Source organism: Bifidobacterium sp. UMB1197 (assembly GCF_030217745.1).
GTDB classification, from domain to species: Bacteria; Actinomycetota; Actinomycetes; order Actinomycetales; family Bifidobacteriaceae; genus Bifidobacterium; species Bifidobacterium vaginale_B.
Genome location: NZ_JASOOL010000003.1, coordinates 136,595 through 162,033, shown reverse-complemented (window position 1 = coordinate 162,033; position 25,439 = coordinate 136,595). Strand labels below are relative to the sequence as shown.

Genomic DNA, 25,439 nt, shown 5'->3' with positions numbered 1-25,439 from the left:
ATAAATATAAGCTAAACGAATAGAATAATGTATAAGCATAGTTTTGCGCACACATTTGCACTTAGAAAGGATTGAAGATGAGCGAAAACGCTGTTAGCAATAAAGGCATTAAAGAAGATAATAAGAATGGCCACAAAACTAATACTGTTGCAGCATTATGCATTTCTCCTAGCGGAGTTGGCGAAGAACTTAGCGAATACGTGGCAGACTGCGTTAAAGTGATTCGTGATTCTGGATTAAAAAACGAAACAAACTCAATGTTTACAAACATTGAAGGCGAATTTGACGACGTTATGCAAGTTGTAAAAGACGCAACTATGGTTCTTGTTGAAAAAGGCTATCGCACAGGTGTTATCTTAAAGTTAGATATTCGCCCTGGCTTTAGCGGGCAAATGGAAGCAAAAGCCGCTCTTGTAGACAAGATTCTTGAAGAACGCGAAAGCAACAACGATTAATCGCGGTTAAGCACAATTAAGCGTTTAAGCATTTTAAGTGTTTTTTACGCCACCAAACCTTCGGTCGCGATGCGCATAACGGTCAATAGACCTCCAAAGCGCTTCGCGGCCATAATCTGGGAAGAGTTCTGGCACAAAATCAAGCTCCGCATAAGACGCCTGCCAAGGCAAAAAGTTGCTTGTTCGCTGCTCTCCCGAAGTGCGAATAACAAGATCGCAATCTGGAATATCTGGATTGTATAAGTGTTCTGCAATCATTTTTTCGCTTATACGATCGCCCTTAATTTTGCCGCTTTTAACTTCCCTAGCAATTGCCGCGCAAGCGTCTGCGATTTCCGCGCGACCACCGTAGTTTAAGCAAAAAACAACGTCAATAGTAGTATTATTTTTTGTAATCTCTTGAGCTTTTTCCAACTCATCAATAACAGACTTCCACAATTTTGGTCGTCTTCCAGCCCAGCGCACGCGCACTCCCCACTCGTTCATCTGTGCAACTCGGCGGTGAATAATATCTCTAGAAAATCCCATCAAAAAATGCACTTCTTGAGGAGATCTCTTCCAATTTTCGGTAGAAAACGTGTACAAGCTTAAATAACGAACCCCTGCTTCTATAGCGCCCGCAATAGTGTCGAAAACCACTGGTTCCGCCGCTTTATGCCCTTCTGTGCGAATCATTCCGCGCTCTTTAGCCCATCTGCCATTGCCGTCCATAATCACACCTACATGGCGAGGAACTTTGCCTTTAGGAAAATCTGGAACGCGGCTAGGATCACTAAATGGAGCCGCTGGAATATTTAACGACGTGTAATCAACGTTTTCAAAACTCATATTTAAAATCTAACAACCCCATTGAACGAATAGCTAAAGCGTTTTGCAAAGCACACCAAAAGGCACACTAAAAAGCACGCTAAAAAAATCCGTTATATTTTTTGCAAAACTTCTGTTAGATAATTCAAATATCTTTCTCCAAAGCAAGATTTATACCATCTAGCATGCTCCAAGAAGCCAGTATCGTAGCCCCAAATCTTAAAATCGTAAGACCCATTTGACTTTAAGTAATAGTCTACAAATTCTACGCATTGCTCGATTTGACTTACGCTAAGAACAAGTGGCAGCAATTCTTTTTCAACATCTGTTAGTGCTCGAACACTGGAATATCCTTGCAAAATTGCTTCTACTAAGTCTGTTCTATACGAATCTTCTTTGCCGTTTGCAATATCTACCCATTGAATTGTGTTGCGTTCTAAAGTCATTGCCAAATCGTAGATTGCTGTGTTTTTATAGGCCATTGCAAGGTCAAACACTGCGCTTGGAGCACTACCTTCCCACATAAAATTAGATATATGCGGGTCTCCATGAGTCCACTGCTTTTTTAGATTTGCGTAGCCTAAATCGTAGATTTTTCTACATGTTGGAGCAAATTCGCCTATATCTTTTATAAAATCGCGATTCTGTTCTTTTAAGAATTTTGCTAAATCGGGTCTATTTTTTAACCAAACTTCTGCAGCTTTTTGCACATCTTCACTTGCGCAAAGACTAAATCTTGATTGAAACGCGTTAAAGTCCTTAGGATTTGGCTCGTCAAAACCTTGCGAAGCTAAGGCGATTTTTGCCATCATTACTCCAAGATTTTTGGCTTCTTCGCACGTTTTAGGTGGATCCCAAGTGTATGCATCTTTGTAGCGATCTTCTCCGCTAGCTTTTAAGGTGACTTCGTAAGCGCAATCGTCTATTACAAGAAGAGTTCCTTCTATTTGAACATTTTTTTCTAAGACTAAAGACTCGCTATTTTTATTAAAATACAAGTACTTTGGTGTGCTTATTTTGTTTTTTAAAAGATGTTCCGCAAAACGATGATACGGCCTAATTGTGCTTGCCTGCCTCACTTTTGTGCTGCATCTTTTAATATAAACGTCTAGACTTTGCGATCCCTTTAACGAATCATCTTTGTAATGTGCACGAACCAATGAACCTGCGGCCATTGGACGCAAACTATGGCTTAGAATGCAATCTACTTTTAACGGCTCCTCTAAAAGCGAGCAAACCGTGTTTGCTTCATCTAAATCAACATTTGCCCATCTTTGAGCAACAATATCTAGCTGAGGGTCGTTGCTTTCGTTTTCCATATTTGCTCCAATTATTGCCACAGGTTCATTGAATTGCGATATTTAATTGCAATATTTAATTGCAATATTTAATCGCGATTGCGCTTTCGCTTGCAATTGTTATTACGCTTGCGATTTACGCACATGCTAGCCGATTATTCTGGCAAATACTCGTTTGTTACGCATCCGTTTTCTAGGCTCTTAAGAGCGCAATCAAGAGGAACACTCAAATGGCCATTTTCACTCATCCAACGAGTGTAATTTTCCACCAATGCCATGTCTGCTGTACCCCAGCGACCGTTCTTGTCGTACCAAGACGGAATCACCTCGTCTAGCGAGGCGCGCAAAGCCTCTGGGCTAATGTGGCAAAGCGCATTTTGCAAAGCATCAACGCCAGCCTGAGGGTCTTTTCCTGCTAACTCATAGCCCTTAACGGTTGCGCTTGCAAAGTTGCGTATTAGCTGCGGATTTCTCTCAATCATTTCTTGGCGAGCGCAAACATAGTAAGAATGATGCGGCGCCACACCAATCGAATCAAACGGAAGAACAACAACCTGGTCAAATGGCAAAGATCCCTGGTATGGCTCCCACCAAGCTACGTTAATAAACGCATCGCACATTCCGCGCTCTACAGCTCGAATATCTGGCTCCCATGGGCCTGGGTCAATTGTAATCAGCTTGCTAAAATCACCGCCGTCGGCCGCAACCGCCTGCTGAAGCTCCGTGTATAAGCGCTTAACTCCCATAGGAATTACTACGCGCTTTCCTTCTAGATCTTTAAAACGCGTGATTCCTGTGTTCTTGTTTGTTATGATTCCACCAATTTGCGATTGATTCATTACAGCAAATGACGTTAGCTTGTTTGTACCATTTTGATGAGCCAAAAGCTGATTTAATCGAACAAGAGCTATATCTACTTCTCCACGCTCCAAGCATGCTGGAACATCGCCGCGCTCTGTATCTGTGCTTGTAAACTCTACATCTAATCCATACTGCGCATACAATCCGCGCTTTCTTGCAAGATACATACCTGCGTGATTCGTCCATGGATGCACGTATTCGAGGCGCACTCTTAGCATATTAACTCCTTTGTTTTATTGATTTATTTTAAACTTTACAAAAATGGGCGAGGTAATGCCCCGCCCACTAAATCAAATTTTACCAGCAAAAATCAAGCGCGTACTTCTTTGCCAGAAGCAAAACGGCTCAATGCGCCAGTGGCTGCAATACCCTTGTACAAGTACCACATAACTACGCCACCGATTACAGCACCAGAAATCATGCTGCAAATGGTGTGAATAATCATGAATGCGCCAAAGATTGGAACACCTGCATAGTAGAACGGATAAACGGCTACGATGCCACCCAAACCAGCTAATGCGCCAGAAAGTGCAGTCAAACCAACATTCCACTTGCGATACATAACAAACAAGAATGCAAACTCAGCAAACAAGCCCTGAACAAAGCCAGGAAGAACGGTACCAATACCGCCCCAGTGGCTTCCAACGGTTAACTCAACCATTGCAGCAATAAACTCGCCAAACAGTGCAGCGCCTGGCTTGCGAACCATAATAGCAGCCAAAGGACCGGCAAAGTAGAACAAACCGTAGTACAAAGCGCTAACGCCTGGAACTGGGATAAGCTTAAGAGCAGCAGAAATAGGCTCGCTAATCAAACCAATTCCCCAGAAGATAATACCGGAAGCTACAGCAACAACAACCGTGAGCGTAACATCGGCTACGTTCCAACGCAAGGATGGACGAACGGTTTCTTCTTCAACAGATGCACCCATTAGGGTCTCCTTTCATCTTTAACCAATCAAACAAAGGCGACCCTGCAGAAAACTCCGTACGTCGGCATTACCCGATTCACGTTAAACGGTTAGACAGTATCTTCTCAGCTCTTTAAAAGAGCACCCGTGCCTGATATCATTCATATTGCATCAGACGGCGAGGACAAATTTTATAAGATTCAAACATAAAACTAACAAAAACGCTCATTAATATAGGCAATAGAAATGCTAATCAAAATACAGTGAATTAGAATTTTTTTCGCTTAAACGCATGGATTTAATAGGCTTCTCTAGCCAATACTCACACCATTGTTCAATGCATTTAGACGTTAAATCGTCAATATTTATTCCATCTAATTTTTGCCAATCGCCATTAATCAAAGAAACCATTTGAAAACGCGCTAAATCATTACATTTGATGGATTCTAATGCGTGATCTTTAGAACACATAACTCCGCCAGAAGATGCAGAAAAATAGTTTAAATCACTGCGTGTTGAACAAATAACACATTCATTTAATCTTGGAGACCAACCAGCCAACCGCAATGCCCTTAACACATACGAAAATGCGATTGAGTCAGCGCTGTGCAAATTTCTAGAAAGAGCAGATAACGCGGCTACAACAAGATTGTATTGCGCAGAAGAATCCATATATTGCCCAGAAGATGAAACTAAATCGTCTGCAACTTCTACAATCATGTTTGCATTGCTGTACAAGTTGTAATCCGCACAAATTCGCCCAGCATAAGCCGAAACAAGTACCGCTTGAGAAATAACATCAAACGTTTTTCCAGTTGCAAAAAGAGCATTCACGCGCATAAATGGCTCTAAGCGGCCGCCAAATCTAGATTTTAATCGCCTAACACCTTTTGCAACAGCACGAACCTTGCCATGCTTTTTAGTGAGCATAACAACAACTCTATCTGCTTCCCCAAGAGGAAAAGTCTTAAGAACTACAGCTTCATCGTTATATAACGGCATTAAAATCAATAACTCTTAGCTTGTATAATCCTTAAAGCAAAATGCAAACAACTAATTAATTATGATTAGGGTTTACAAAACCGCCAAAATTAGATTCGCCAGTATCGTCAAAACCGTCTGAATCCTTATTTTCTTCGCTAGAAGAATCTTCCATCGAAGCATCAAAATGATTCATAACAGGGAACGAAAGATCTGGAATATCTAAATTAAGACTATGCGATGGCTCAAATTTAGGAGAAGCAAGAAGCGAAAGATTTAAATCTCCAACGCTTTTGGAACCACCATTGGCATTATTGGCATTATTTGAATGCGCAGCTTGAGCAGAATAAGACGGAGGGAATGCTGGAGGCATAACAGTGGATGCTTGCGACATTTCGTCGTCCGTATCGTCGCTTGGCTCTACACCAGCCGAATGAGGAGTAAAAATCGCCTTATCTGCATGATGCAAATCACTAAAGTAATCATCGTTATTTTCGTTAACGCTATTGTCTACGTGCGCAAAAACGCTCTGCTTATCTTGAGGAGATTCTTGATAATCCTGCGAATCCGCGAAATCTTGTGCAGAAGATTTAGAGTAAACGTTTGAAACAGAATCATTAGCATCATTAGATACAGGCTCATTGTGATGCTCAACAGGAATGGACGGAGGCATTAACACAGGAGCCTTAGTCTCAGCAGGTGCTTGAGCCGCAGCATTAACAGCATTTGCAGCATTTACAGCGCTTTCTTGCAAAGCATTATTGACTGTAGCGCCGCCGCCAAAATTGCTGGAGTCAACAGATTCACTGGAATCAAAATCTGAATACTTAGAAACTCGATCATAAGATTCAAGCCTGCTTAATAAGCGAACGCAAGCATTTAGATAATAGTCCACCTGGCGCTCATCATACCCACGCTTTCCAGAGCGCTGAGTAAACAGAACATTAGAAACAAACATTGCGTCAATTTTATCTAAGTCACTTAAGCTATTTCCCCAAACTGGATTATACCCAAGAAGAACAGCAATCTTATCTAGCGACTTATCAACAACATTATCTACTTGTTTTTTATCGTAAGAAGGCTTACGCGACTTAGCGCAATCAAAACGCATTTTATAATCGCGCTTAGAATGAGACAGCAAAACGCGATACTCTTCGTCTGCCTGCGCCTTCCAAACAACCTTGCCACGATTAGAAATCTCGTATTGTGTAGTCTTATCTACAACCGCACGCTCTAATCTAGAAAGAGCAGCATCTACCTGAGGAATAGCGTATCCCTCATCTTCTAAATCGAAAGACACATCTTGAATATCTTTTTGCGTAAGACTAATGTCGTTGGATTCATACAAAGAATGAGCACGCTCAAGAAAATCATTAACTTGCTCTACGCTGTAACCCTTCTTGCGTTTACCTACACGCTCAATACCCGAAGAATTACGCGCGGTATCAGGTTTACTCGCCATAAACAATAGACCTCCTGAACAGATTCTTATTCAATACACTCTACGCGATTGTTAAGACGCATAAGCACAAAGACACGCAAGCATACTAGATAATACAGTCACAAAACACGCCTAAAGTGTAAATCAGCTTTCTAGTACACACCATACTGTATCTTGTTTCAAGCGGGCGATTAGCTCAGCTGGCTAGAGCGCCACCTTTACACGGTGGATGTCGGGGGTTCGAGTCCCTCATCGCCCACTTTCCGCTTTACAAGTTTTTAAAGATTCTAAATTCTTTCCAGATTTTATCTTTTCCAACGCTTTGTACGCATCGTCCAACGTTTTTACGCTTACAACTTTTAGGCCTTGTGGAATATTTCCAACAACTTCATTGCAATTGCTGTTTGGTGCTAAAAACCAGCTTGCCCCATCTCTTTTTGCAGATATCATCTTTAATCGTATTCCGCCTATTGGGCCAACTTTCCCAGAATTATCAATGGTTCCAGTACCTGCTATTGTTCTTCCGCCAGCCAAATCATTGTTTGTAAGCTTGCTTAAAATACCCAAAGCGTACATCATTCCTGCAGAAGGACCGCCAATATCGTCTATGTGCAACTTGATTTTTACGTTTTTAACATCTACACCAAGCTTGCTGCTTGCATATTTTAAGGCAGATATTTGAGCAGACGATTGAGAAGAACGCATTTGCATTGTTGTTTCTTTTTGATAATCGCTTGCGTTTTGATTTACAGGAACAAGAACTTCCCTAGGTAAAACTTGTTTTTTAGAATCAAACCAAGAAGCAATTGCATATAAATTTGGTATCTCGTAGCCTGGTATTCCAGATGTGTTTACTGTGACTAAAAGAAGCTTTCCACTTTTTGAACCAGGCTTATAACGGTGATTTTTAACATCAATAACGTATTTTCCAGATGACTTTGCTAAAACATCTTGAGTTGGCCCTGGCTCTTCAACAACGTACGCACTGGGAAGAAACAGAGTAATAATCGATACAATTACAACAAATAGCCCAATAAAATATCTAAACGACTTAGCGGAAAAATATTCAATAAGACTCCCAGCAACATTTTTAAAAGTAGAGAATATATTTTTATTGATTTTATTAAACACGTACATAATCTTATTAGGTATCTTATTAGGCATAAAAATGATTCTATACGCAAATGTGCATAACTTACCACATAAAAAACCCATATAAAACGCGGTTTTTGAAAAACTTTTAAAAAGTTATACACATTATTAATTTATTAGGCGAAAATTGTCATGTATCGAGTAGAATCTTTTATACATAGTTAAACTACACAATTAAAACTGTGTAAACACACCAAATATATGCAAATATATTTTTAAAACTGTAGTAACGAACTTCATAAGGATTGCATATGAGCGAAGAAGAAATTCATCAATGGCTTGTTAGCTGCTTTGGGCCCGAAGAAGGAGAAAGAGCTTGGTCTAACTTTGAAGCTCTTCCTTTTGATGTTCGCGAAGATATTCTTACAAGATGCTCAAATGGAGGTCTTCCATCTCCAGAAGAGGTTCATTCATTAATGAGCGCTTTTGCCAGCGGCGGCTTGAATACGCCTTTTGAGATGAAAGAAACACTCAAAGAAGGGCCAATCAACAAAAAACTCGCTCAATCTCTTGCTCATCAAAAAGCAATTGGAGACGGAGGAACAGTAAACGCACAAGTTGCAGATGCAGCTAGAAGAGCATTAAGCGAAGCAAATTTGTGGCTAGATACAAGCTGCAATCTAAATCCAGTACCTGGAACTCCAGATGTTCTTTCTAGAGCAGACTGGGTTGATGGAACTATAGATTCGTGGGTTAAGTTTGCAAATCCTGTTGCTAAATCAGTTAGCAACGCTTTTTCTAATGTTATAGCCGAAAAATTTGGAGACGACCAAGACTTAGAAGTAGAAGGCCTATACGATGGCGTTATGCCAATACCTATGCCAGATGGCGTAAAAAAACCAGAACAGTTAATGCGGCTTCTTGCAAACACTTCTTTTGCAATGCAACTAGGCTATGCTGCTGGAGATTTATCTCACGAAGTTCACGGAAGCTTTGATCAAGGAATTTCGCTTCTTAAAAATCCTGCAGGTGGGCTCATTCCATACAATTGCATAGATTACGCAAAAAAGTGGGGATTAGATATTAGCGAAGTTATGAATTATCTGGCTTTGCGAGAGCTTGCCCACGCTAGACTGTTTGCTTATGCGCCTTGGCTTATGCCACGTTTTGAAGCGTTGATAATAAAATATGCTGCTGGAATTTCTATAGATTTAAGCGCTATGGAAGATCAGCTTAGAGACATTGAAGGAATGAGCCCAGAATCTATTTCTGGAGCTGTAGATTTATCTAAGATTGCTAGAAACGATACAGAAGGCCAGAAACAAGCATTAAAAGGTCTTGAAACACTTCTTGCTCTTAGCGAAGGCTGGGTTGACTGTGTTATTTGGCGAGCTGGAATGGCACACATTCCGCACATTGATCAACTTAGAGAAATGACTAGGCGCGAGCGCGCAGCTGGCGGTCCTTCGGAAATAACTTTCGAAGCCTTAACTGGATTAAAGCTTAGGCCTAGAGCAATGCGTGAGGCTGCTGCAATGTGGGATTCAATCACAAACGAAAAAGGCATTGAAGAACGCGATGCTATGTGGAGTCACCCTGATCTTTTGCCAGAATTACCAGATTTTAGCGAAGATGCAGAAAGCAATAAAGTTGACGATAAAGTTGACGAGGCTAAAAGTAACGAAGACAATAAAAACAATCAGATTAGCTCTGTAACAAATAAAGTTGAATCTGAGATAACGGAAGATAATGATTTAGAGCAAAAGCTTAAAGACGTTAATTGGGATGACGAATTAAGCAAATTATTGGAATCTAACAGCAGTAGTAATCCAGACGATGAATCTGATCCAAGCCATGATTCCAATTCAGATTCTGAATCAGACTCTAACGCAAACTCAGAATCTGATTCAAATTCTGATTCAGATTCTGATTAAAAAGCGCTAACAATATTGCAAACATTGCAAACATTGCAAACATTGTAAACATTGCAAACATTGTAAACATTGCAAACTGCTATTGCTAGAAATAATTGCACATCTTATAAATGCAGTTATTCTAAAAAGTGGCTTACGGATCTTTGCATTCCACTTCCGTAGTCTTTACAAATAGAATAAGAGATGTGCAATGTTTCTTCCGCTCGAGTTATTGCAACATACATAAGTCTGCGCTCTTCTTCATCTTGATCTTGGCTTCTGTTAACTCCACCAAACGGAAGAAGACCTTCCGAACATCCTATTAAAAACACGTGTTTAAATTCCAGACCTTTAGACGCGTGGATTGTGGAAATGGTTACAGGAAGTAAAGATTTTTTGATTAAATCCACTTTTGCGCGCTCGCTGTTACTGTCTTTTGCAGCACTATCTTTTGCAGCACTATCTTTTACATCAACACTATCTATGTCTTTTTCTAAATCACTAAAGCCACTAGCATCAAAATCTTCAACGTTGTTTTCTAAAACATCGAGTTGAAGCCCAGCGTCTTTTCTAACAGAAAAATGTATTCCTAAATCGCCCAAAGTCTTACAAAATATATTCTGTTGAGCATTAGTGCGAGTTAGGATTGCAAAGTCGCTTGGCGAAGCTTTGCCAGTTTTAATAGCATTATGAATTCGCTGAGCAACGTCAACAGCTTCGTCGTAGTCCGTGTTGTAAACAGTTTTAGTAACACGAGCGCCACCCTTGTTTTTTGACACAAGTCTTAAATAATCACATCTAAAAGCAGACTTAGAAAGAACACGATTAGCAAGCCCTACAATACGTTCCGTAGACCTATAATCTGTATTCAAATTAATATCTGCACAAAGTGGAGCAAACTCATTAGGGAATTCAAGCAAATCGTAGCTGCCGGCTCCTGCAAAAGAATAAATCGTTTGTGCAGGGTCTCCAACAACGCAAATATTTCGATTACTCCCCAACCAGCATCTAAGAAGCTCATGCTGAAGAGGCGAAACATCCTGATATTCGTCAACAGTAACCCAACCAATTGAGCTGCGTATTTGCGCAGCAACTTTAGGGAAAGCGCGCAAAATATGGCATGCTAGAAGCAATAAATCGTTAAAATCAACAAGATTCCTGGCGTTCTTTTCTAGCTCATACGCTTTATAAGCTTCTACAAACTGATTAACGTTTAGAGCCGCAGGAAGATCGCGACTAACGCAAGCATATGCGCGCGCGTAATCATCTGGTGCAATAAGACAAACCTTTGCCCAATTGATTTCTGCAATAATGTCTCGTATTTGCACAGAAGTCATATCGGAAAAATCCGTGTAGTGGTTTAATGCTTGTTCCGTAACGGTTTTAGGGTCATCCATTATGTTTGGGAAAGGAGCTTGGCAAACATCTGCCCAAAACCTTCTTAACTGCTGCAAAGCTGCAGAATGAAAAGTTGCAACGGTAGCATTATTTACGCCTAATTTTTTAAGGCGATTTTGCATTTCTTTAGCAGCTTTTACAGAAAATGTAACAGCTAAAACGCGATTTTCATCCCATTCGCCTTTTGCGCACGCGTATGCAATTCTTCGCGTAATTGTACGCGTTTTACCAGCACCAGCACATGCGGTAATGCGCACTGGTCCTTGCAATGCTGTTGCTGCCTTGCGCTGAGAATCATCTAATCCTTGGAGTAAAGATTGAGCATAATCTTTACCAAGATTTTCGCCAAATTCTAAGCTTTCGTTTGCTAAAGGCTCTTGGGTAGAAATCATAATTCTATTGTTACAACAAATAAAGAAAAAATAAAAGCATAAAACGCTAATGTGGTTAAAGGCTATTTTACTATATCTCGTTGCTTTGTATTACTGTTGAACTGTGACACAAATAAGCAGATTCAAATTGGTAGCGCTGGCCTCGTCGGTCATGCCAGAAGTACAATTCGCTGGAACGCGCCAAAGCGAGCGGGCAAATGCCACCGATGCCGCTGCGGGCATATCTCACGCTGTTATTCAAGACGTTTCGGGCAGCCTTTACGACATTTATGTTAGTTCAAACACTAAAGGCCAAAAACGCTTGCACGACCGAGCTCGCGCAGCATGGGTGCTGCAAAAAACAAAAGGTCTTGCTGCTCTTGGATTTGCTCACGAAGAAATGCTTAAGTTTGTTCCTGGGTCTCTTTCAAGCCAGAACAATCAAAACAACCAGAACAACAATAACAATCTGGAAAATCAGCAAAATCAAGGTGCCTCGTATTTTGAGTCAATTGGAGAAGCTGATTTTAACAACCCAACAGTGCTAATTTGCAAGCATTTAAACGGATGCTCTAGGGAATTAAGTCTTCTTACAACAGACGATTGCGTAAATGCTGGAACGGCAATGGGCGCAATTCATAGGTTAAGCCCAAGCTTTTTAACTAAAGGCGGCTATCCTTCTTTTACAACTGGTCAAATTAGAGCGCAGTTAACATCTTGGATTAAAAGATTGCGTCAAGCAGGTCATATTCCTACAGAAATAACAGACAATTGGTCTAGAGTTTTGGAAACTGAAGGATTGTGGTCGTTCGATACTTGCCCTGTTCACGGCGGATTTAAAGATGGAGATTTTCTGTTTTCTGGATCCACTATTACAGCTATAACCAATTGGCAAAGCATGCAAATCAACGATCCTGCTCGCGATTTAGCCTGGATTTTTGCAAAGCTTAGCGAACAGCATAGAAACGCTCTGCTTAGCGCGTATGGGCGAATGCTTGGTTCTAAGTTAGACGGCATGATTATGCTGCGCGCAAATCTCTGGCTTCAAATGGAACAGGTTGGAGATTTTATTCAAGCTTTGCAGCGTGCAGATACAACCGGAATAATGCGCTTTAAGGCACAAGTGGAGCGTCTTGCTCATGAGCTTACTCGCATAAATAATTCCAGAGCGGCAAACGCAAAGCAAAACAATGCAGATGCAAACCCTGCGTCTTCTCTTACTGTGGGAGATATTGTTAAAGACGATATTGTTAAAGACAATACCATTAAAGACGACACTATAGAATCTTCGGATGCCACTAACGAAAAAACAGTGGTAACGCTAAAGCAAGAAGAGCAGAAAGACTATAACAAAGATAATACAAACGAGCAAACTGTGGCTCTTAACGACGATACTAATGCCACTAAAACCGCCACTCTTGCAGACAGCATGGAAACGCAAGTTATAAGCAGTGTTAGTAAAGCTAACGATGCAAATAACGATTCAAACAACGAATCCAACAGTAGCAATAATGCTGATGCAGAAAATAGTGATGACGCCAATAGCAAGAATAATGAAGATGATGGCAATAATGAAAATAATGGCAATAAAACTGAAGATTCAGATAAGCCAGCAACAATTATTATTCCAATGCTTAAAGATGCAGAGCTTGCTATTAAAGATGCAAAAAGCAAACTAGAAAACAATACCGAAAACAGCGAAAACAATTAAGGAATAAAAATGAAGGTAACAATAGGCATTAAACACGTAAACGACACTATTAGCTTTGAAAGCAATCAGAGCGAACAAGACGTACAGAATATTATTGAAAACGCTGTTAAAGACGATAAAGCGATTAATCTTACCGATAAAAACAATCGAAAGATTTTTATTATGGCAAACTCCTTTGCGTACGCGATTATAGGAGATACGCCAACTCACACCGTTGGATTTAACGCTCTTTAATAAGCAAATTTTAATTCAGCTAGTAATTTAAAATTTTAGAAACAACATTGCAACTGGTGGTTTCTTCGCCAATTTGATTTGGCTTTCCGCTTCCATGCCAATCGGAGCCACCAGTAACAAGTAAATCTAAGTCTGCAGCTAAAGCAAGCAATCTTTGTCTTTGCGTTAAAGAATTTCCACGATGGTAAACCTCTAGGCCATTAAGCCCAAGACTTGCATAGTGTGCTATTTGAGAATCGGAAAGAATAACAGAATTTCTGCTGTAATCCGCAGGATGCGCAATAACGCTCACTCCCCCAGCATGTTTAATAACTTTTATTACTTCTTCAACACTTGGAGAAGGCGTTGGAATGTAGTATGGGCCGTGAGGCGCCACAGGGCCAGCAAAAGCTTGAGATCTAGTTTCAAAAACACCAGCAGCCACAAGCGCATCTGCAATATGCGGGCGGCCAATCGTAGTTAAATCGCCCTTCCCAGCCTGAGCAATAACACTTTCCCAAGTAATTGGAAAATCGGCAGACATAAGATCCACCATTTTTTTTGTACGCTCTAATCGCCTCTTTTTTGTGGTGGCAAACATATTCATAATGCAATCGTCGTTGGAATTGTACCTATAAGCAAGCATATGAACCGATATTCCACCTTCTACAGCCGTTATTTCGGACCCAAAAATAACTGGAAAATCAGCGTTTTTAGCAGCATTTTCAAAATCGAGCCATCCAGCAGTAGTGTCGTGATCACTAATAGCAACTCCGCTAAGACCAAGGTTTTTTGCTTCAATAACCAAATCTTCTGGCGATTTAGTGCCATCCGAATAGAAAGTATGGCAATGCAAATCCCACCCGCGATTATGCTGGCAAGAATCAACGCCAATAGATTCACTCACACTATTGCTAGTTACAGTCATACAATTATCGTAAACTGTGGCATGTAACGTTTAAATACATAAACAAAATATCTAACCCGTATTAGCGCTTTGAGGAGTGTTTATGACTAGCTACAATAATCGCATAAATTCTTGGCGACATTCTGCTGCTTGGACTTATATGATTATGTTGATTACTTCTGCAATTGCACTTTTAACATCGCTAATACTTTCTTCCGAAACGCTAGCGCTTGCTCGCGCACCACATAAAGCTCTTGGATGCGATGTAAATGCTGTTGTTTCTTGCTCTAAAGTGGCTCAAACTTGGCAAGCGGAGTTTATACGATTTGGCGAGTTAAGCTTCCCAAACGCGTTCTTTGGTATTGCTGCAGAAAGCGTGTTTGTAACGCTTGCAGTGGTTGGATTGGCAAAAGTTAAACTTCCAAAATGGCTTGCAATCTTTAGTTGGATTGGCGGACTTTTTGCTCTGTTATATGCTTATTGGCTGTTTACGCAATCAATGTTTGTTATACGAATTCTTTGCCCTTGGTGCCTTGTTTTAATGTTCTGCACAACTTTGCAATTTATGTCACTTAGCCACGCAACTTTTAGCGCGCAAGGAATTGGATTAAAAAATAGGATTTTAAACGCTTACTATCGTTTAAACTACGATTTAATTGTGAATTTACTATGGATTTTTGCTCTTGTATTGCTAATTTTAAGCAAATATGGAAACGCGATTTTTAGAGCGCTCATGTAGCACTCATGTAGCTCTCATGTAGCGCTAACCGCAAATCACATGCTTAATCACATGCTTAAATCAAAGATTTAACAAAGATTTAGACAACTCACTAATGCGATTGCTTGAATCGGAATTAGTTAGCAAAACACTGCCATTATTGTTAGCGTCTGCAAGCTCTCCACTAGACTCTAAAACACTTTTAAGATGATGAATAGTGCCAGCGTTACCGTCTACAATCTTTACACAATCAGGCAAAAACTCGCGGAAATAATCTCTATAAAACACAAAATGAGTGCATCCTAAAACAACCGAATCAATGCTGTTTAAGTCGTAGGAATCAAAGTACTTATGCAAAGCGCTCATAACAATATTTTTATTGCCTAAATCGCCATTTTCCACAATTTCTACCAAATCGGGGCAAGGCTGAGGAAAAATCTTGTGATTTTGCGTAAAACGATTCATAAGATCTGCAAACTTGCGTTCTTTAAGCGTTAAAGAAGTGGCTGCAACAATAACACGCTGAGGCTTGCCGCCACCTAAATCGCAAGCAAGCTTTAGAGCAGGCTCCATGCCAATAATCGGTATATTGTAATGATTGCGCAAATCATCTACAGCGGCAGAAGTGGCGGTATTGCAAGCAATAACAATAGCTTTAACCGAAAGTTTGGCAAAATGCTCAACAATTTTAAAACTGAGATTACGCACTTCTTGTGGAGTTTTTACACCATAAGGCGCATTTGCAGAATCGCCAAAATAGATAATGCGCTCGTTAGGCATAGCTGCATGAAGCTGGCGAACTACAGAAATACCACCAAGACCTGAGTCAAACACGCCAATCGGAGCGCACGAAGTCATAAAAACCTCCTAATAGACTCTTATTATGTTACTTTTTAGCACAAACATAGCGTTACAAAACAGCATCAATAAGACTGAGCGTGTATGGATTTTTAGGGAAACGCAATACATCTTTAACGCTTCCCTGCTCAACAATCCTTCCGCCTTTTATAACACTAACTTGGCTGGCAATTCGGCTTACTAAAGCCAAATCATGCGTTATAAACAAGCACGAAAAGTTGTACTGCTTTTGCAAACTACTTAAAAGATTTAAGATTTTTAGGCAATGATTTGCATCTAACGCCGAAGTTGGCTCATCTGCAATAATCAAAGAAGGACGATTTATTAACGCTCGTGCAATGCCAACTCGCTGTTTTTGGCCGCCAGAAAGCTCGTGCGGGAACCTGTTTATTAAGCTTAATGGCAAATGCACTTGATTAAGAACAAGCTCCACGCGCTTTTTGCGCTCTTCTTCGCTAAGACTTTTATTGGCAATAAGAGGCTCGGCAATGCTCCAACCTACAGTTTTTAAAGGATTTAGCGCCGAGCCAGAATCTTGGAAAATGAATCCAATATTGCTTAAAATCTTGCGATTTGCGCGCTTTTTGCAATCGGAGTATAAATTAAGACCCTCTATGCTTATGCTGCCAGATTCTGGCTTAAGCTGACCAGAAATAAGCTTTGCAATCGTTGTTTTTCCAGCACCAGATTCGCCAACCAGCGCATGCGTCTTCCCCTTTAAAATATTAAGGTTCAAATCACTTATTGCGTATTTGGAAGGGTTGAAAATTTTAGAAGACTTAGCATATTTAGCAGAAACATTTTGAATGTTTACGCAAAAATCGACAGCCTCCGAACTAGTTGATTCGCTAGCTAAATTATTAATATCAAAATCAACAATAGAGTCTAAAAGAGAGCGCGTATAGCTGTTTTTAGGATTAGAAAACACATCTTTAACTAGCCCACTTTCAACAATACTGCCACTGTTCATAACATAAACTGTGTTTGCAACAGCCTTAACAACGCTCATATTATGCGTAATAATCAAAACCGCAATATTATGCTTTTTAGCTAAATCGCGCAAAAGCTGCAAAATCTTACGCTGAGTTGTAACATCCAAAGCTGTTGTAGGCTCGTCTGCAATAAGCAAAGAAGGTTGATTAATAATTGCCATTGCAATCATTGCGCGCTGAAGCTGCCCGCCAGAAAGTTCGTGCGGATAAGACCTATAAACGCGATTCACATCCTTTAGGCCAACCTCGCTAAGGGAATCAAGAACTCGCGATTTTTTAGCGCGAGCGCTCATCTTGCCAAACTTTTCGGGATGATATTTTAACGCCTCTTCAATTTGCTTGCCAATTCGCATAACTGGATTAAATGCGGTAGATGGCTCTTGGAACACCATTGAAATAAGACCCGAACGAATATAAGAATACGGAGCATTATTGCTTAGTAAATCCAAACTGCCATTAGTGCTTGTATTAATAACCGCTTTGCCAGAAACACTAAAATCGCCTGGAAGAAGACCCATTAACGCCAACGAAGTTAAGGACTTTCCCGAACCAGATTCGCCAACCAGCGCGCTAATTTTGCCCGCGTATAAGTTTAAATATACGTTATGCGTAATCTGATTTTTGCCAATCGCAATAGACAAGTCACTAACGCTAAGCACTGGGTTTTCGCGATTTTCCAACATTTTCTTAAATCCTTTTCTAGTTTCTAAGCGAAACTCGCGCATAGTTTGGATAAGCCGGGAAAGACCCAACAAAGAAGTTTTCCACATTGCTTCCGTGAATATAAGTGTTCTTAGAGTAAATAAGCGGAACGATTGGAGAATCGCGCATAATCTCTTTATCAACCTGCTGCCAAAGCAAATCTGCACGCGACTTATCTACAACGCCAACAGCTTGGCGAATCAAGGAATCCACTTTTGGATTCGAGTAGCGAGATATATTCCAATTGCCGCCGCCTATTTGCGAAGAATCAAAAAGCGGGCCAATATTTGCATACGCAGAAGGAAAATCAGGCTGCCATTTAGACAAAGCTAAATCGTAGTCGCCAGAATCGCCAGTAATCATATCTGTAAAAATCTGCGAATCCACAGTTCGTATAGAAACACCAATTCCAACGCGCTTTAAGCTTGCTTGAATAGAAGATGCCACTTGCGCCTGATCTGGGCGAGCAATAAGACTAAACTTTAGTTTAGATTTACCCGATTCCTTTAATAATTGTTTAGCCTTTTCTACGTCCCCACGCGGATTTGCAGAATAGAGATTATAGACTTTGCGCTCGCTTACGCCTGGAGTAATAAGCGTTGTTGCAAAACCGCCAGCAACCGCACCGCCCTTTGCTCGCTGATACGACTGCTTATCTACAGCGTACTGAATCGCCTTGCGGATCTTAACATCTTTAATACGGCGATTGTTCATGGCCAAATATTCCAACGCTCCGTCACCGCTTGTAACTAAAAGATTGCTCGACTTGTAGTTTGCTTTAGCTTGTGCGCGTTGAGCTGGAGGCACAAAATCTGCAAGAATAGCATTGTCTGCGCCAGAATTGCCTTGAATCATAGATTGGGCAGCAACAGAAGGATCAACACCAAGCTTCCAAATTATCTTGTCTGGGTAATTAGCTCGAATTGAATCCGCGCTGGAATCCCAATTAGTGTTTCTAACCATAACAATTTGCTTGCCAGCTTCGTTTTCAACAATTTTGTACGGTCCAGAAGCAACTGGGCTTTTGCCATAATCCTGCGCATTCCCAGAATTTAGCGGAACGGGAGCAAATGCAGCCAAAGACGCAACCCAAGGCCAATTAGCAAAAGCAGCATTTAGTTTAAAAATGATTGTTTGATTGTCTGGAGTTTCAATAGAATCCAAAGATTTGCCACTAAACGGACCGGCATAGTCTTTAGCGCCTTCCAAAAGCGCTTTGTGGTAACCAAATCCGCCTGTAAGCGAGTTTGCAAAAGAACGCTCAAGACCATATTTAATATCTTTAGACGTTATTGGGCTTCCATCCTGGTATTTAATGCCTTTTTTAAGAGTGTACTTCCAAGTTTTTCCGCCGTCTAAAGCAGTTCCAGTATCTGTTGCTAAATCGGCAACAACACGCGTTTTACCACTTGGTGTTACTTTCCACGTTGTTAAAGCGCGGAAAACTAGGCTATTAGAGGTTATTGGCAAACCTTGACTTCTTGCAGGATCAAAATCCATTTTTGATTCAGAGCTTAGAATCGTAAGCGTTCCGCCCTTTTTTGGATTGCTATTAAGCACAGAAGCATTTGGTAGTCTTTTTTGTAGGTTTTGACCACTTTGCGCAGCAGATCCGCAAGCAGAAAATGCATAAACCAGCGAAAACACTAGAATTACGGCAATTGCTCTTAATGTATTTAGAGCAAAGCCACGATTAAATTTTTTGATGATTTGATAATAATTTTGCATATTTTGTGTATTTTGCATGATTTTTCCTTAATTTTTTATAAAGTTATAAAGTTATTAAAAATTTTTATTATTGTGATTTAAAGAAGACTTTAGTAGCGACTTTAGCCGCAACCTTAATGGCGATTTTGCTGGCGATTTTAATCGCTCACTAATCACCACTTTAAAGGGCGACTTTAGCCGCTCTAGGATCAAGCAAACAATAACAGACGTCAACAATAAGATTTGCAATTATTACAAGAGCGGCCGAAAACAGCGTAACTCCAACCAAAACTTGCAAATCAAAAGTCTTAACAGCGTCTAAAAGAAGAGAACCCAACCCGTGCATAGAGAACACGCGCTCAGTTATAACCGCTCCACCAAGAAGACCGCCAAGATCTAAACCAAACATTGTAAATATTGGTAAAATTGCATTTCGCAAAGCATGATTTACTACAACATGTGAATCGGGCATGCCCTTTGCTCTTGCAGTTCGCACATAATCTTTACCAAATTCCCTAAGCATTGTAGAACGAGTAATGCGCGCATAAAAAGCGCCATTTATCAACGCTAAAACAATCCAAGCGAGTAGCAGATGCCAAGCCCAGTCAAAAGGATTAGCAAAGAAGCTAACATATCCGCCAGTAGGAAAAACTGGAATGTAAACCGCAAAAGCAATAATCGCCAGCAAACCAATTAGGTAGGTAGGAGACGAAATACCAATCGAAGACAACGCTACGATTAAGCGATCAATCCACGAATCACGCTTAACAGCTTGCAAAACGCCTGCAAATACGCCAATTAGCATCCACAAAACAGCAGCGCCGATAGCGATTGATGCGGTAACTGGAAAACGACTAAAAATCAAACCAGTAACAGGCTCATTAAGCGCAAAAGACCATCCTAAGCAAGGAGTCGCGCAAACAATTGCGCTGGCAGATGCAGAATCACCAAAAGTACGGCCAACAAAAATACCCTGCAAATAGTTAAAAAGCTGACCATACCAAGGCAAATCAGTTCCCATAAACGCAGAAACTTGTGCTAAACGCTCAGGCGTGCAAGGTTTGCCGCACATAAGCTGCGCAGGATTTGTTGGAGTCATAAAGAAAATCAAAAACATTGCCATTGCAATAACAGCAATAACAGCCAAAGCGCTTGCAACGCGCCTAATAATGTAAAGAAAAACGCTCATGCTGCTATCTCCATTTTTGAAGAAAGCCAATCGCCCAGCATATTAAACCCGAGCGCAAGCAGGGACAAAGATAAACCTGGGAATATTAAATACCACGGGTCTACCAATGCCCACTGCACTGCGTCGGATATTGAGCGTCCCCACGAAGGCGAAGGCGGATTCATGCCAACGCCAAGAAATGAAAGTGCCGCTTCGAGTGCAATACGGCCTGGTATAGAAAGTGTTGTATTAACAATGATTATTGGAAGCATGTTTGGCAAAATCTGATTGCGCAAAACATGAAAAGCACTAGCGCCCATAACTCTGGAAGCCACAGCAAAATGGCGATTTTTAAGGCTAAGTGTTTCGCCGCGAACCAATCGCGCCATGCTAGGCCAACCAAAAAAGCCGATTACAAGAGTTAAAAGAAGCGGACGCGGGAAAGTTTGAGGAACAATCGCAGAAAGCGCAATCGCAAAGATTAGGAACGGGAACCCAAAGAACACGTCCATAATGCGAGAAATTGCAAAATCAACAAAACCACCAAAATAACCAGCAATAACGCCAATTACAACGCCTAAAACAACGGAGATTGCAGTAGAAGCTAAGCCAATGCCAAGAGAGATTCTTGCGCCGTGAGAGATGATTGCAAATAAGTCAATTCCGCGCAATGGCGTTACGCCAAACCAATGTTTTGAGCTTATTCCGCCTATGCCTGTAGGCAACGAAGAATCCGACAAAACATCGGGATTTTCGCTATATGGATCATTACCTGTAATAAGAGTAAAGAGGTCGGCAAAAATCGCCAATAAAACAAACAGTGAGATTATTGCAATTCCAACAATTGCGGTAACACTTGATAAGTCGCGCTTGCTACGCGAATAAAATACACCGCCCCTTTTCATCGCCACTCATTTCGTTACCTGCACTTTCGTATTGCAATTTTTCTATAAAACCAACAAATACAAACATGAGTAGATTTGTACTGTCGTTATAACGAATCTATATGAAGGTATGGAAATCGGAGTGTCGCATCGTCTTGCTTTTTCACTCGAAGCGTAGCGCGAATCGACTTGCATGAGCGCTTAAAGCGTAGCGCGCGAATGCACTTCGATTCGCTGAGCCGCTCAAAGCAGAAGCACTGCTTCTGCGCGGCGAAGACGTGAGCGCGCTGTAACGCGCGAGCGACTTTCCGCATTTTGTACCAAATTCAACCCAAATTTGGAACAAACTCTGGAAAATCCTCCCTGCATTTGTTCCAAATTCCACACGATTTACATACAACACCACAAACCACCCACCACACGCAAAAACAAAACGTGCCGAGGTATTTAATAATACAACGGCACGTTTTTTGTTTAGTTAGCTAAAGATTTACGTAATGCTTAAACTACGCACGCTTAAGACTTACGCTAAGCTCGGTTGCGCTAGAATCAGCCTCTGTAACTTCAAAGCTAGTTGCCAAAGTTTCTTCCGCAATCAAATCACGGAACTGATTTACCTTAGCAACATCGGCTGCTGGCACGCTCAAAGTCAAAGCGATTCTATCGCTAATGTCTAAGCCGCTCTCTTTACGCGCATCTTGAACAGCGCGAATAGCATCGCGAGCATAACCTTCCGCAAGCAAATCCGCCGTCAAAGCAGTGTCAAGCATAACAAAGCCGCCAGTTGGCATTGCAGCAGAAGCAGTATTTGCAGCTGCTTGAGCATCCGAAGACTCAACACGATTTACAAGCTCATATTCACCTTGTTCAAGCGCAACTTCGCCGTTTGGAGTATTGACAACAGGAGCACCAGAGGCGTCAACACGCCAATCGCCACTCTTCGAAGCCTTAATAGCAAACTGCACTTGCTTACCCAAACGAGGGCCAGCCGCGCGAGCGTTAACCTTAAGCTCGTGAACAATCTTCAAACCGTGGTCGCTTGCGTCTTCCAAAGTGCAGAATGTTACATTCTTCACATTAAGCTCACGCTCAAGAACCTGCTCATATGGCTCTACAGCAGCCGTATTTTCTGCAACAACCGTCAAGTTTGCAAGAGGCTGGCGCACGCGCAACTGCTCCGCTTTACGCAACGAAAGCGTAGAAGACACAACCTCGCGAACCTTATCCATAGCAGCAACCAAAGCATCGTCATGCGCAAGAACCGCACCAAGCTCGGTGACTTCTCCAGCCTTAGGGTTCTTCTCGCCATCCGAAAGAGTCTCAGGCTCCACCAAATAAGGCCAATCAGCCAAATGCACGGATTCGCCGCCAGTAAGGCCACGCCACACAGCCTCTGCTTCCATAGGAGCAAGAGGAGCAATCGTGCGCATAAAGGCTTCCAACACAGTATAAAGCGTGTTGAAAGCAGCTTCATCTTCATTCCAGAAGCGGTCGCGACTGCCGCGAATATACCAATTAGTAAGAACGTCAATAAAGTCACTAACTGCTGCGCAAGCATCGCTAATCGCAAACTCGTTCAAGCACTTTTCTACGCGCTCAACAAGCAAACGCGTGCGAGCAAGCAAGTAGCGATCCATGTTGCAAAGGCCTGCAACCTCGTCCGCGCGAAGTCTACGAGCATCGTAGCCCTTGCCACCGTTTGCAGCATTGGCATACAGCGTAAAGAAGTAGTACGAGCTCCAAACTGGAAGCATAACTTGGCGAACCGTATCCCTAATGCCGTCTGCAGTCACAATCAAATTGCCGCCGCGCAAAATTGGCGAAGACATAAGGAACCAACGCATAGCATCCGAGCCGTACTCGTTAAAAACGCCATTAACATCTGGGTAATTGCGCAAATGCTTACTCATCTTCTGACCGTCGGAACCAAGCACAATGCCGTGGCAAATCACGTTCTTAAAGGCTGGTCGGTCGAATAGAGCCGTAGCCATAATGTGAAGCGTGTAGAACCATCCACGAGTCTGGCCAATGTATTCAACAATGTAATCGCATGGGAAGTGCTCTTCGAAGAAGTCCTTGTTTTCAAACGGATAATGGAATTGCGCAAAAGGCATAGAACCAGACTCAAACCAGCAGTCAAGAACATCCGTAATGCGATGCATTTGCGACTTTCCAGTAGGATCGTCTGGGTTTGGTCGAGTAAGGCGATCAATATACGGACGATGCATATTCACATTGCCATCGTCGTCGCGAGGATAATCACCAAAATCAGCCTTAAGCTCTTCCAAAGATCCATACACATCTACGCGAGGATACTTTGGATCGTCGCTCACCCACACTGGGATTGGCGAGCCCCAGAAGCGATTACGGCTAATCGACCAATCGCGAGCGTTAGAAAGCCATTTACCAAACTGGCCGTCCTTAACGTTTCCAGGAATCCAATTAATCTGTTGATTAAGCTCTAGCAAGCGCTCCTTAATCTTTGTAACCGAAACAAACCAGCTAGAAACAGGCTTATAAATAAGCGGAGTTGCGCAACGCCAGCAGTGAGGATAGCTGTGCACATAGCTTTTTTCTTGGAATAGCAACGCGCGCTGATCTTCTGGCATCTTGGCAAGCGGGCCATCTCCTGCGCGCAAGTTGCGCAAAATTGGCAAATTGGCGTCGAAAACATACAAGCCTTCGTAATCTGGGCAATCGCTTGTAAACTTGCAGCCAGCATCGAGCACGTCAACGCTGCGAATTTCGTGCGCATTAAGCGTGTTCATATCGTCCTCGCCGTAAGGAGCCTGGTGAACAAGGCCAGTACCTTCTGCGGTGTCAACATAATCTGCTGTAAAAATCGTAAAAGCGTTAGGACCAGGAGTGCCGCCCTCGGAAAGCGCGGAATCGCTTGCAAAGTATGGGAATACTGGATAGTAGCGCCAACCAGCCATCTCAGCACCCTTAAGTTCGCGCACAACTTCGTAGTTTTCGCCAAGTTCCTTAGTGTAGGATTCAAGCAAAGGCTTGCCAATGTAGAACTTTTTACCAGCAAACTTGCCTTCAGTTGGGCGAACTTCCACGTAGTCAATGTCTGCACCAACTACGATTGCGAAGTTTGTTGGCACGGTCCAAGGAGTAGTGGTCCAGAATACTGCGTAAGCGTCGGCCTCATCGCGAAGCTTAACGGCCACGGAAACAGTGGCATCTTGACGATTCTGGTAAACATCTGCATCCATACGAAGCTCGTGCGCACTAAGAGGCGTCTGATCCTTAGGGCAGTACGGAAGCACGCGGTAACCCTTGTAAGCCAATCCCTTGCTGTAAAGCTGCTTAAAGGCCCACATAACGGATTCCATGTATGGAATGTTAAGCGTTTTGTAGCCGCGCTCAAAATCAACCCAGCGCGCCTGACGATGTACGTAGTTTTGCCACTCGTTTGTGTACTTTAAAACGCTGGCACGGCAAGCATCGTTGAACTTTGCGATGCCCATTTTTTCGATTTGATCAACCGACTCAATGCCGAGTTCCTTCTGCGCTTCCAACTCTGCTGGAAGGCCGTGAGTATCCCAGCCAAAAACGCGATTTACTTTGCGTCCGCGCATAGTCTGATAGCGCGGAACAACGTCTTTTGCATAACCTGTGAGCAAGTGGCCGTAGTGAGGAAGACCGTTTGCAAATGGAGGGCCATCAAAGAACACAAACTCGTTTTGGCTACCCTTGCCAGACGGGCGGTATTCGATTGACTTACGGAAAGTGTTATTTGCATCCCAGTATTGAAGCACTGACTCTTCAAGCTTTGGGAAAGAAGGATTTGGTGCAACTTGCTCACTGGCAGCTTCTTGTGCAGATGCGGCAACACTTACCTTTGGGTATACGTTATTTGCGCACAACTTTTCGGCTGGATTAGTGGATTCGCTCACTGTGCTCTCCTCGCTCAACAGGGTGAATATTTCCCTGCGAGGACGACAGTTACGCCGCGGTACCACCTCGCTTGCTGCAAAATGCTCAACGCAACTCTTGCAGCCTCTCGTGTTTGGCTATGCGGGCCAACCCCGTCGGTTCTAATA

At 42.1% G+C, this 25,439-nt stretch carries 20 protein-coding genes, 1 tRNA gene and 1 riboswitch; of the genes, 6 read left to right on the top strand and 15 right to left on the bottom strand.

Going from position 1 to position 25,439, the window contains the following annotated elements; genetic code table 11:
* Positions 1–77 precede the first annotated feature (77 nt).
* The gene (locus tag QP420_RS03265) at positions 78–455 is read left to right on the top strand and encodes an MTH1187 family thiamine-binding protein (RefSeq protein WP_060787312.1); all 378 of its coding nucleotides are present in this window, start codon (positions 78–80) and stop codon (positions 453–455) included.
* Positions 456–488: 33 nt separating this feature from the next.
* On the opposite strand, the gene QP420_RS03260 is transcribed toward QP420_RS03265, so the two are convergent.
* The 6 genes from QP420_RS03260 to QP420_RS03235 form a co-directional block, all read right to left on the bottom strand.
* A complete protein-coding gene (locus QP420_RS03260; RefSeq protein ID WP_481616525.1) occupies positions 489–1,283 on the bottom strand; it encodes an isoprenyl transferase in 795 nt (264 codons plus the stop codon).
* Between the two features lie 92 nt (positions 1,284–1,375).
* Positions 1,376–2,581: a phosphotransferase enzyme family protein gene (locus QP420_RS03255; protein WP_481616524.1), complete on the bottom strand. Its 1,206-nt coding sequence runs from the start codon at positions 2,579–2,581 to the stop codon at positions 1,376–1,378.
* 134 nt (positions 2,582–2,715) lie between these two features.
* The gene (locus QP420_RS03250) at positions 2,716–3,639 is read right to left on the bottom strand and encodes an ABC transporter substrate-binding protein (protein ID WP_481616523.1); all 924 of its coding nucleotides are present in this window, start codon (positions 3,637–3,639) and stop codon (positions 2,716–2,718) included.
* Positions 3,640–3,731: 92 nt separating this feature from the next.
* A complete protein-coding gene (locus QP420_RS03245) occupies positions 3,732–4,352 on the bottom strand; it encodes an ECF transporter S component (RefSeq protein WP_060787310.1) in 621 nt (206 codons plus the stop codon).
* A 36-nt stretch (positions 4,353–4,388) separates the two neighbouring features.
* A riboswitch (TPP riboswitch) is annotated at positions 4,389–4,490 on the bottom strand.
* Between the two features lie 90 nt (positions 4,491–4,580).
* Positions 4,581–5,333, bottom strand: coding sequence for a DNA repair protein RecO (recO, locus tag QP420_RS03240; RefSeq protein ID WP_481616522.1), 753 nt, complete (start codon positions 5,331–5,333; stop codon positions 4,581–4,583).
* Between the two features lie 55 nt (positions 5,334–5,388).
* Positions 5,389–6,774, bottom strand: coding sequence for a DivIVA domain-containing protein (locus tag QP420_RS03235; RefSeq protein ID WP_481616521.1), 1,386 nt, complete (start codon positions 6,772–6,774; stop codon positions 5,389–5,391).
* Positions 6,775–6,938: 164 nt separating this feature from the next.
* Here QP420_RS03235 and QP420_RS03230 point away from each other — a divergent pair.
* Positions 6,939–7,012: transfer RNA gene (locus QP420_RS03230), tRNA-Val, on the top strand.
* On the opposite strand, the gene QP420_RS03225 is transcribed toward QP420_RS03230, so the two are convergent.
* The gene (locus tag QP420_RS03225) at positions 7,003–7,917 is read right to left on the bottom strand and encodes a S16 family serine protease (protein ID WP_481616520.1); all 915 of its coding nucleotides are present in this window, start codon (positions 7,915–7,917) and stop codon (positions 7,003–7,005) included. The genes QP420_RS03230 and QP420_RS03225 overlap by 10 nt on opposite strands.
* A 239-nt stretch (positions 7,918–8,156) precedes the next feature.
* Between QP420_RS03225 and QP420_RS03220 the strand changes: the two genes are divergently transcribed.
* Positions 8,157–9,779, top strand: a complete 1,623-nt coding sequence (locus QP420_RS03220) for a zinc-dependent metalloprotease (RefSeq protein WP_481616519.1) — start codon at positions 8,157–8,159, stop codon at positions 9,777–9,779.
* A gap of 116 nt (positions 9,780–9,895) precedes the next feature.
* Here QP420_RS03220 and QP420_RS03215 read toward each other — a convergent pair whose 3' ends face one another.
* The gene (locus QP420_RS03215) at positions 9,896–11,548 is read right to left on the bottom strand and encodes an ATP-dependent helicase (protein ID WP_481616518.1); all 1,653 of its coding nucleotides are present in this window, start codon (positions 11,546–11,548) and stop codon (positions 9,896–9,898) included.
* A gap of 151 nt (positions 11,549–11,699) precedes the next feature.
* Here QP420_RS03215 and QP420_RS03210 point away from each other — a divergent pair, with 151 nt between their 5' ends.
* Positions 11,700–13,238, top strand: coding sequence for a phosphotransferase (locus QP420_RS03210; protein ID WP_481616517.1), 1,539 nt, complete (start codon positions 11,700–11,702; stop codon positions 13,236–13,238).
* Between the two features lie 9 nt (positions 13,239–13,247).
* Entirely contained in the window at positions 13,248–13,472 is a 225-nt protein-coding gene (locus tag QP420_RS03205; protein WP_415689078.1) for a DUF3107 domain-containing protein, read from the top strand.
* Positions 13,473–13,491: 19 nt separating this feature from the next.
* Here QP420_RS03205 and QP420_RS03200 read toward each other — a convergent pair whose 3' ends face one another.
* Positions 13,492–14,379 carry a PHP domain-containing protein gene (locus tag QP420_RS03200; protein ID WP_060787303.1) on the bottom strand — a complete coding sequence of 296 codons (888 nt, stop codon included), beginning with the start codon at positions 14,377–14,379 and terminating at the stop codon, positions 13,492–13,494.
* An 82-nt stretch (positions 14,380–14,461) separates the two neighbouring features.
* On the opposite strand from QP420_RS03200, the gene QP420_RS03195 reads away from it, so the two are divergent.
* Complete coding sequence (locus QP420_RS03195; RefSeq protein ID WP_481616516.1) at positions 14,462–15,097, top strand: vitamin K epoxide reductase family protein; 636 nt, start codon at positions 14,462–14,464, stop codon at positions 15,095–15,097.
* Between the two features lie 60 nt (positions 15,098–15,157).
* On the opposite strand, the gene murI is transcribed toward QP420_RS03195, so the two are convergent.
* From murI to ileS, 6 genes are all read right to left on the bottom strand, one after another.
* On the bottom strand, positions 15,158–15,934 hold the full coding sequence (gene murI / locus QP420_RS03190; RefSeq protein WP_481616515.1) for a glutamate racemase: 777 nt from the start codon (positions 15,932–15,934) through the stop codon (positions 15,158–15,160).
* 52 nt (positions 15,935–15,986) lie between these two features.
* Positions 15,987–17,609, bottom strand: coding sequence for an ATP-binding cassette domain-containing protein (locus QP420_RS03185; RefSeq protein WP_481616514.1), 1,623 nt, complete (start codon positions 17,607–17,609; stop codon positions 15,987–15,989).
* A gap of 16 nt (positions 17,610–17,625) precedes the next feature.
* Positions 17,626–19,374 (bottom strand): ABC transporter substrate-binding protein, encoded by a 1,749-nt coding sequence (locus QP420_RS03180; protein WP_481616513.1) that lies wholly within the window; start codon positions 19,372–19,374, stop codon positions 17,626–17,628.
* A gap of 142 nt (positions 19,375–19,516) precedes the next feature.
* Positions 19,517–20,524: an ABC transporter permease gene (locus tag QP420_RS03175; protein ID WP_481616512.1), complete on the bottom strand. Its 1,008-nt coding sequence runs from the start codon at positions 20,522–20,524 to the stop codon at positions 19,517–19,519.
* Positions 20,521–21,408 (bottom strand): ABC transporter permease, encoded by an 888-nt coding sequence (locus tag QP420_RS03170; RefSeq protein ID WP_060787298.1) that lies wholly within the window; start codon positions 21,406–21,408, stop codon positions 20,521–20,523. The genes QP420_RS03175 and QP420_RS03170 overlap by 4 nt, the downstream gene beginning before the upstream one ends.
* Positions 21,409–21,893: 485 nt before the next feature.
* Positions 21,894–25,292, bottom strand: a complete 3,399-nt coding sequence (gene ileS, locus QP420_RS03165; RefSeq protein ID WP_481616511.1) for a mupirocin-resistant isoleucine--tRNA ligase — start codon at positions 25,290–25,292, stop codon at positions 21,894–21,896.
* Positions 25,293–25,439: the final 147 nt, after the last annotated feature.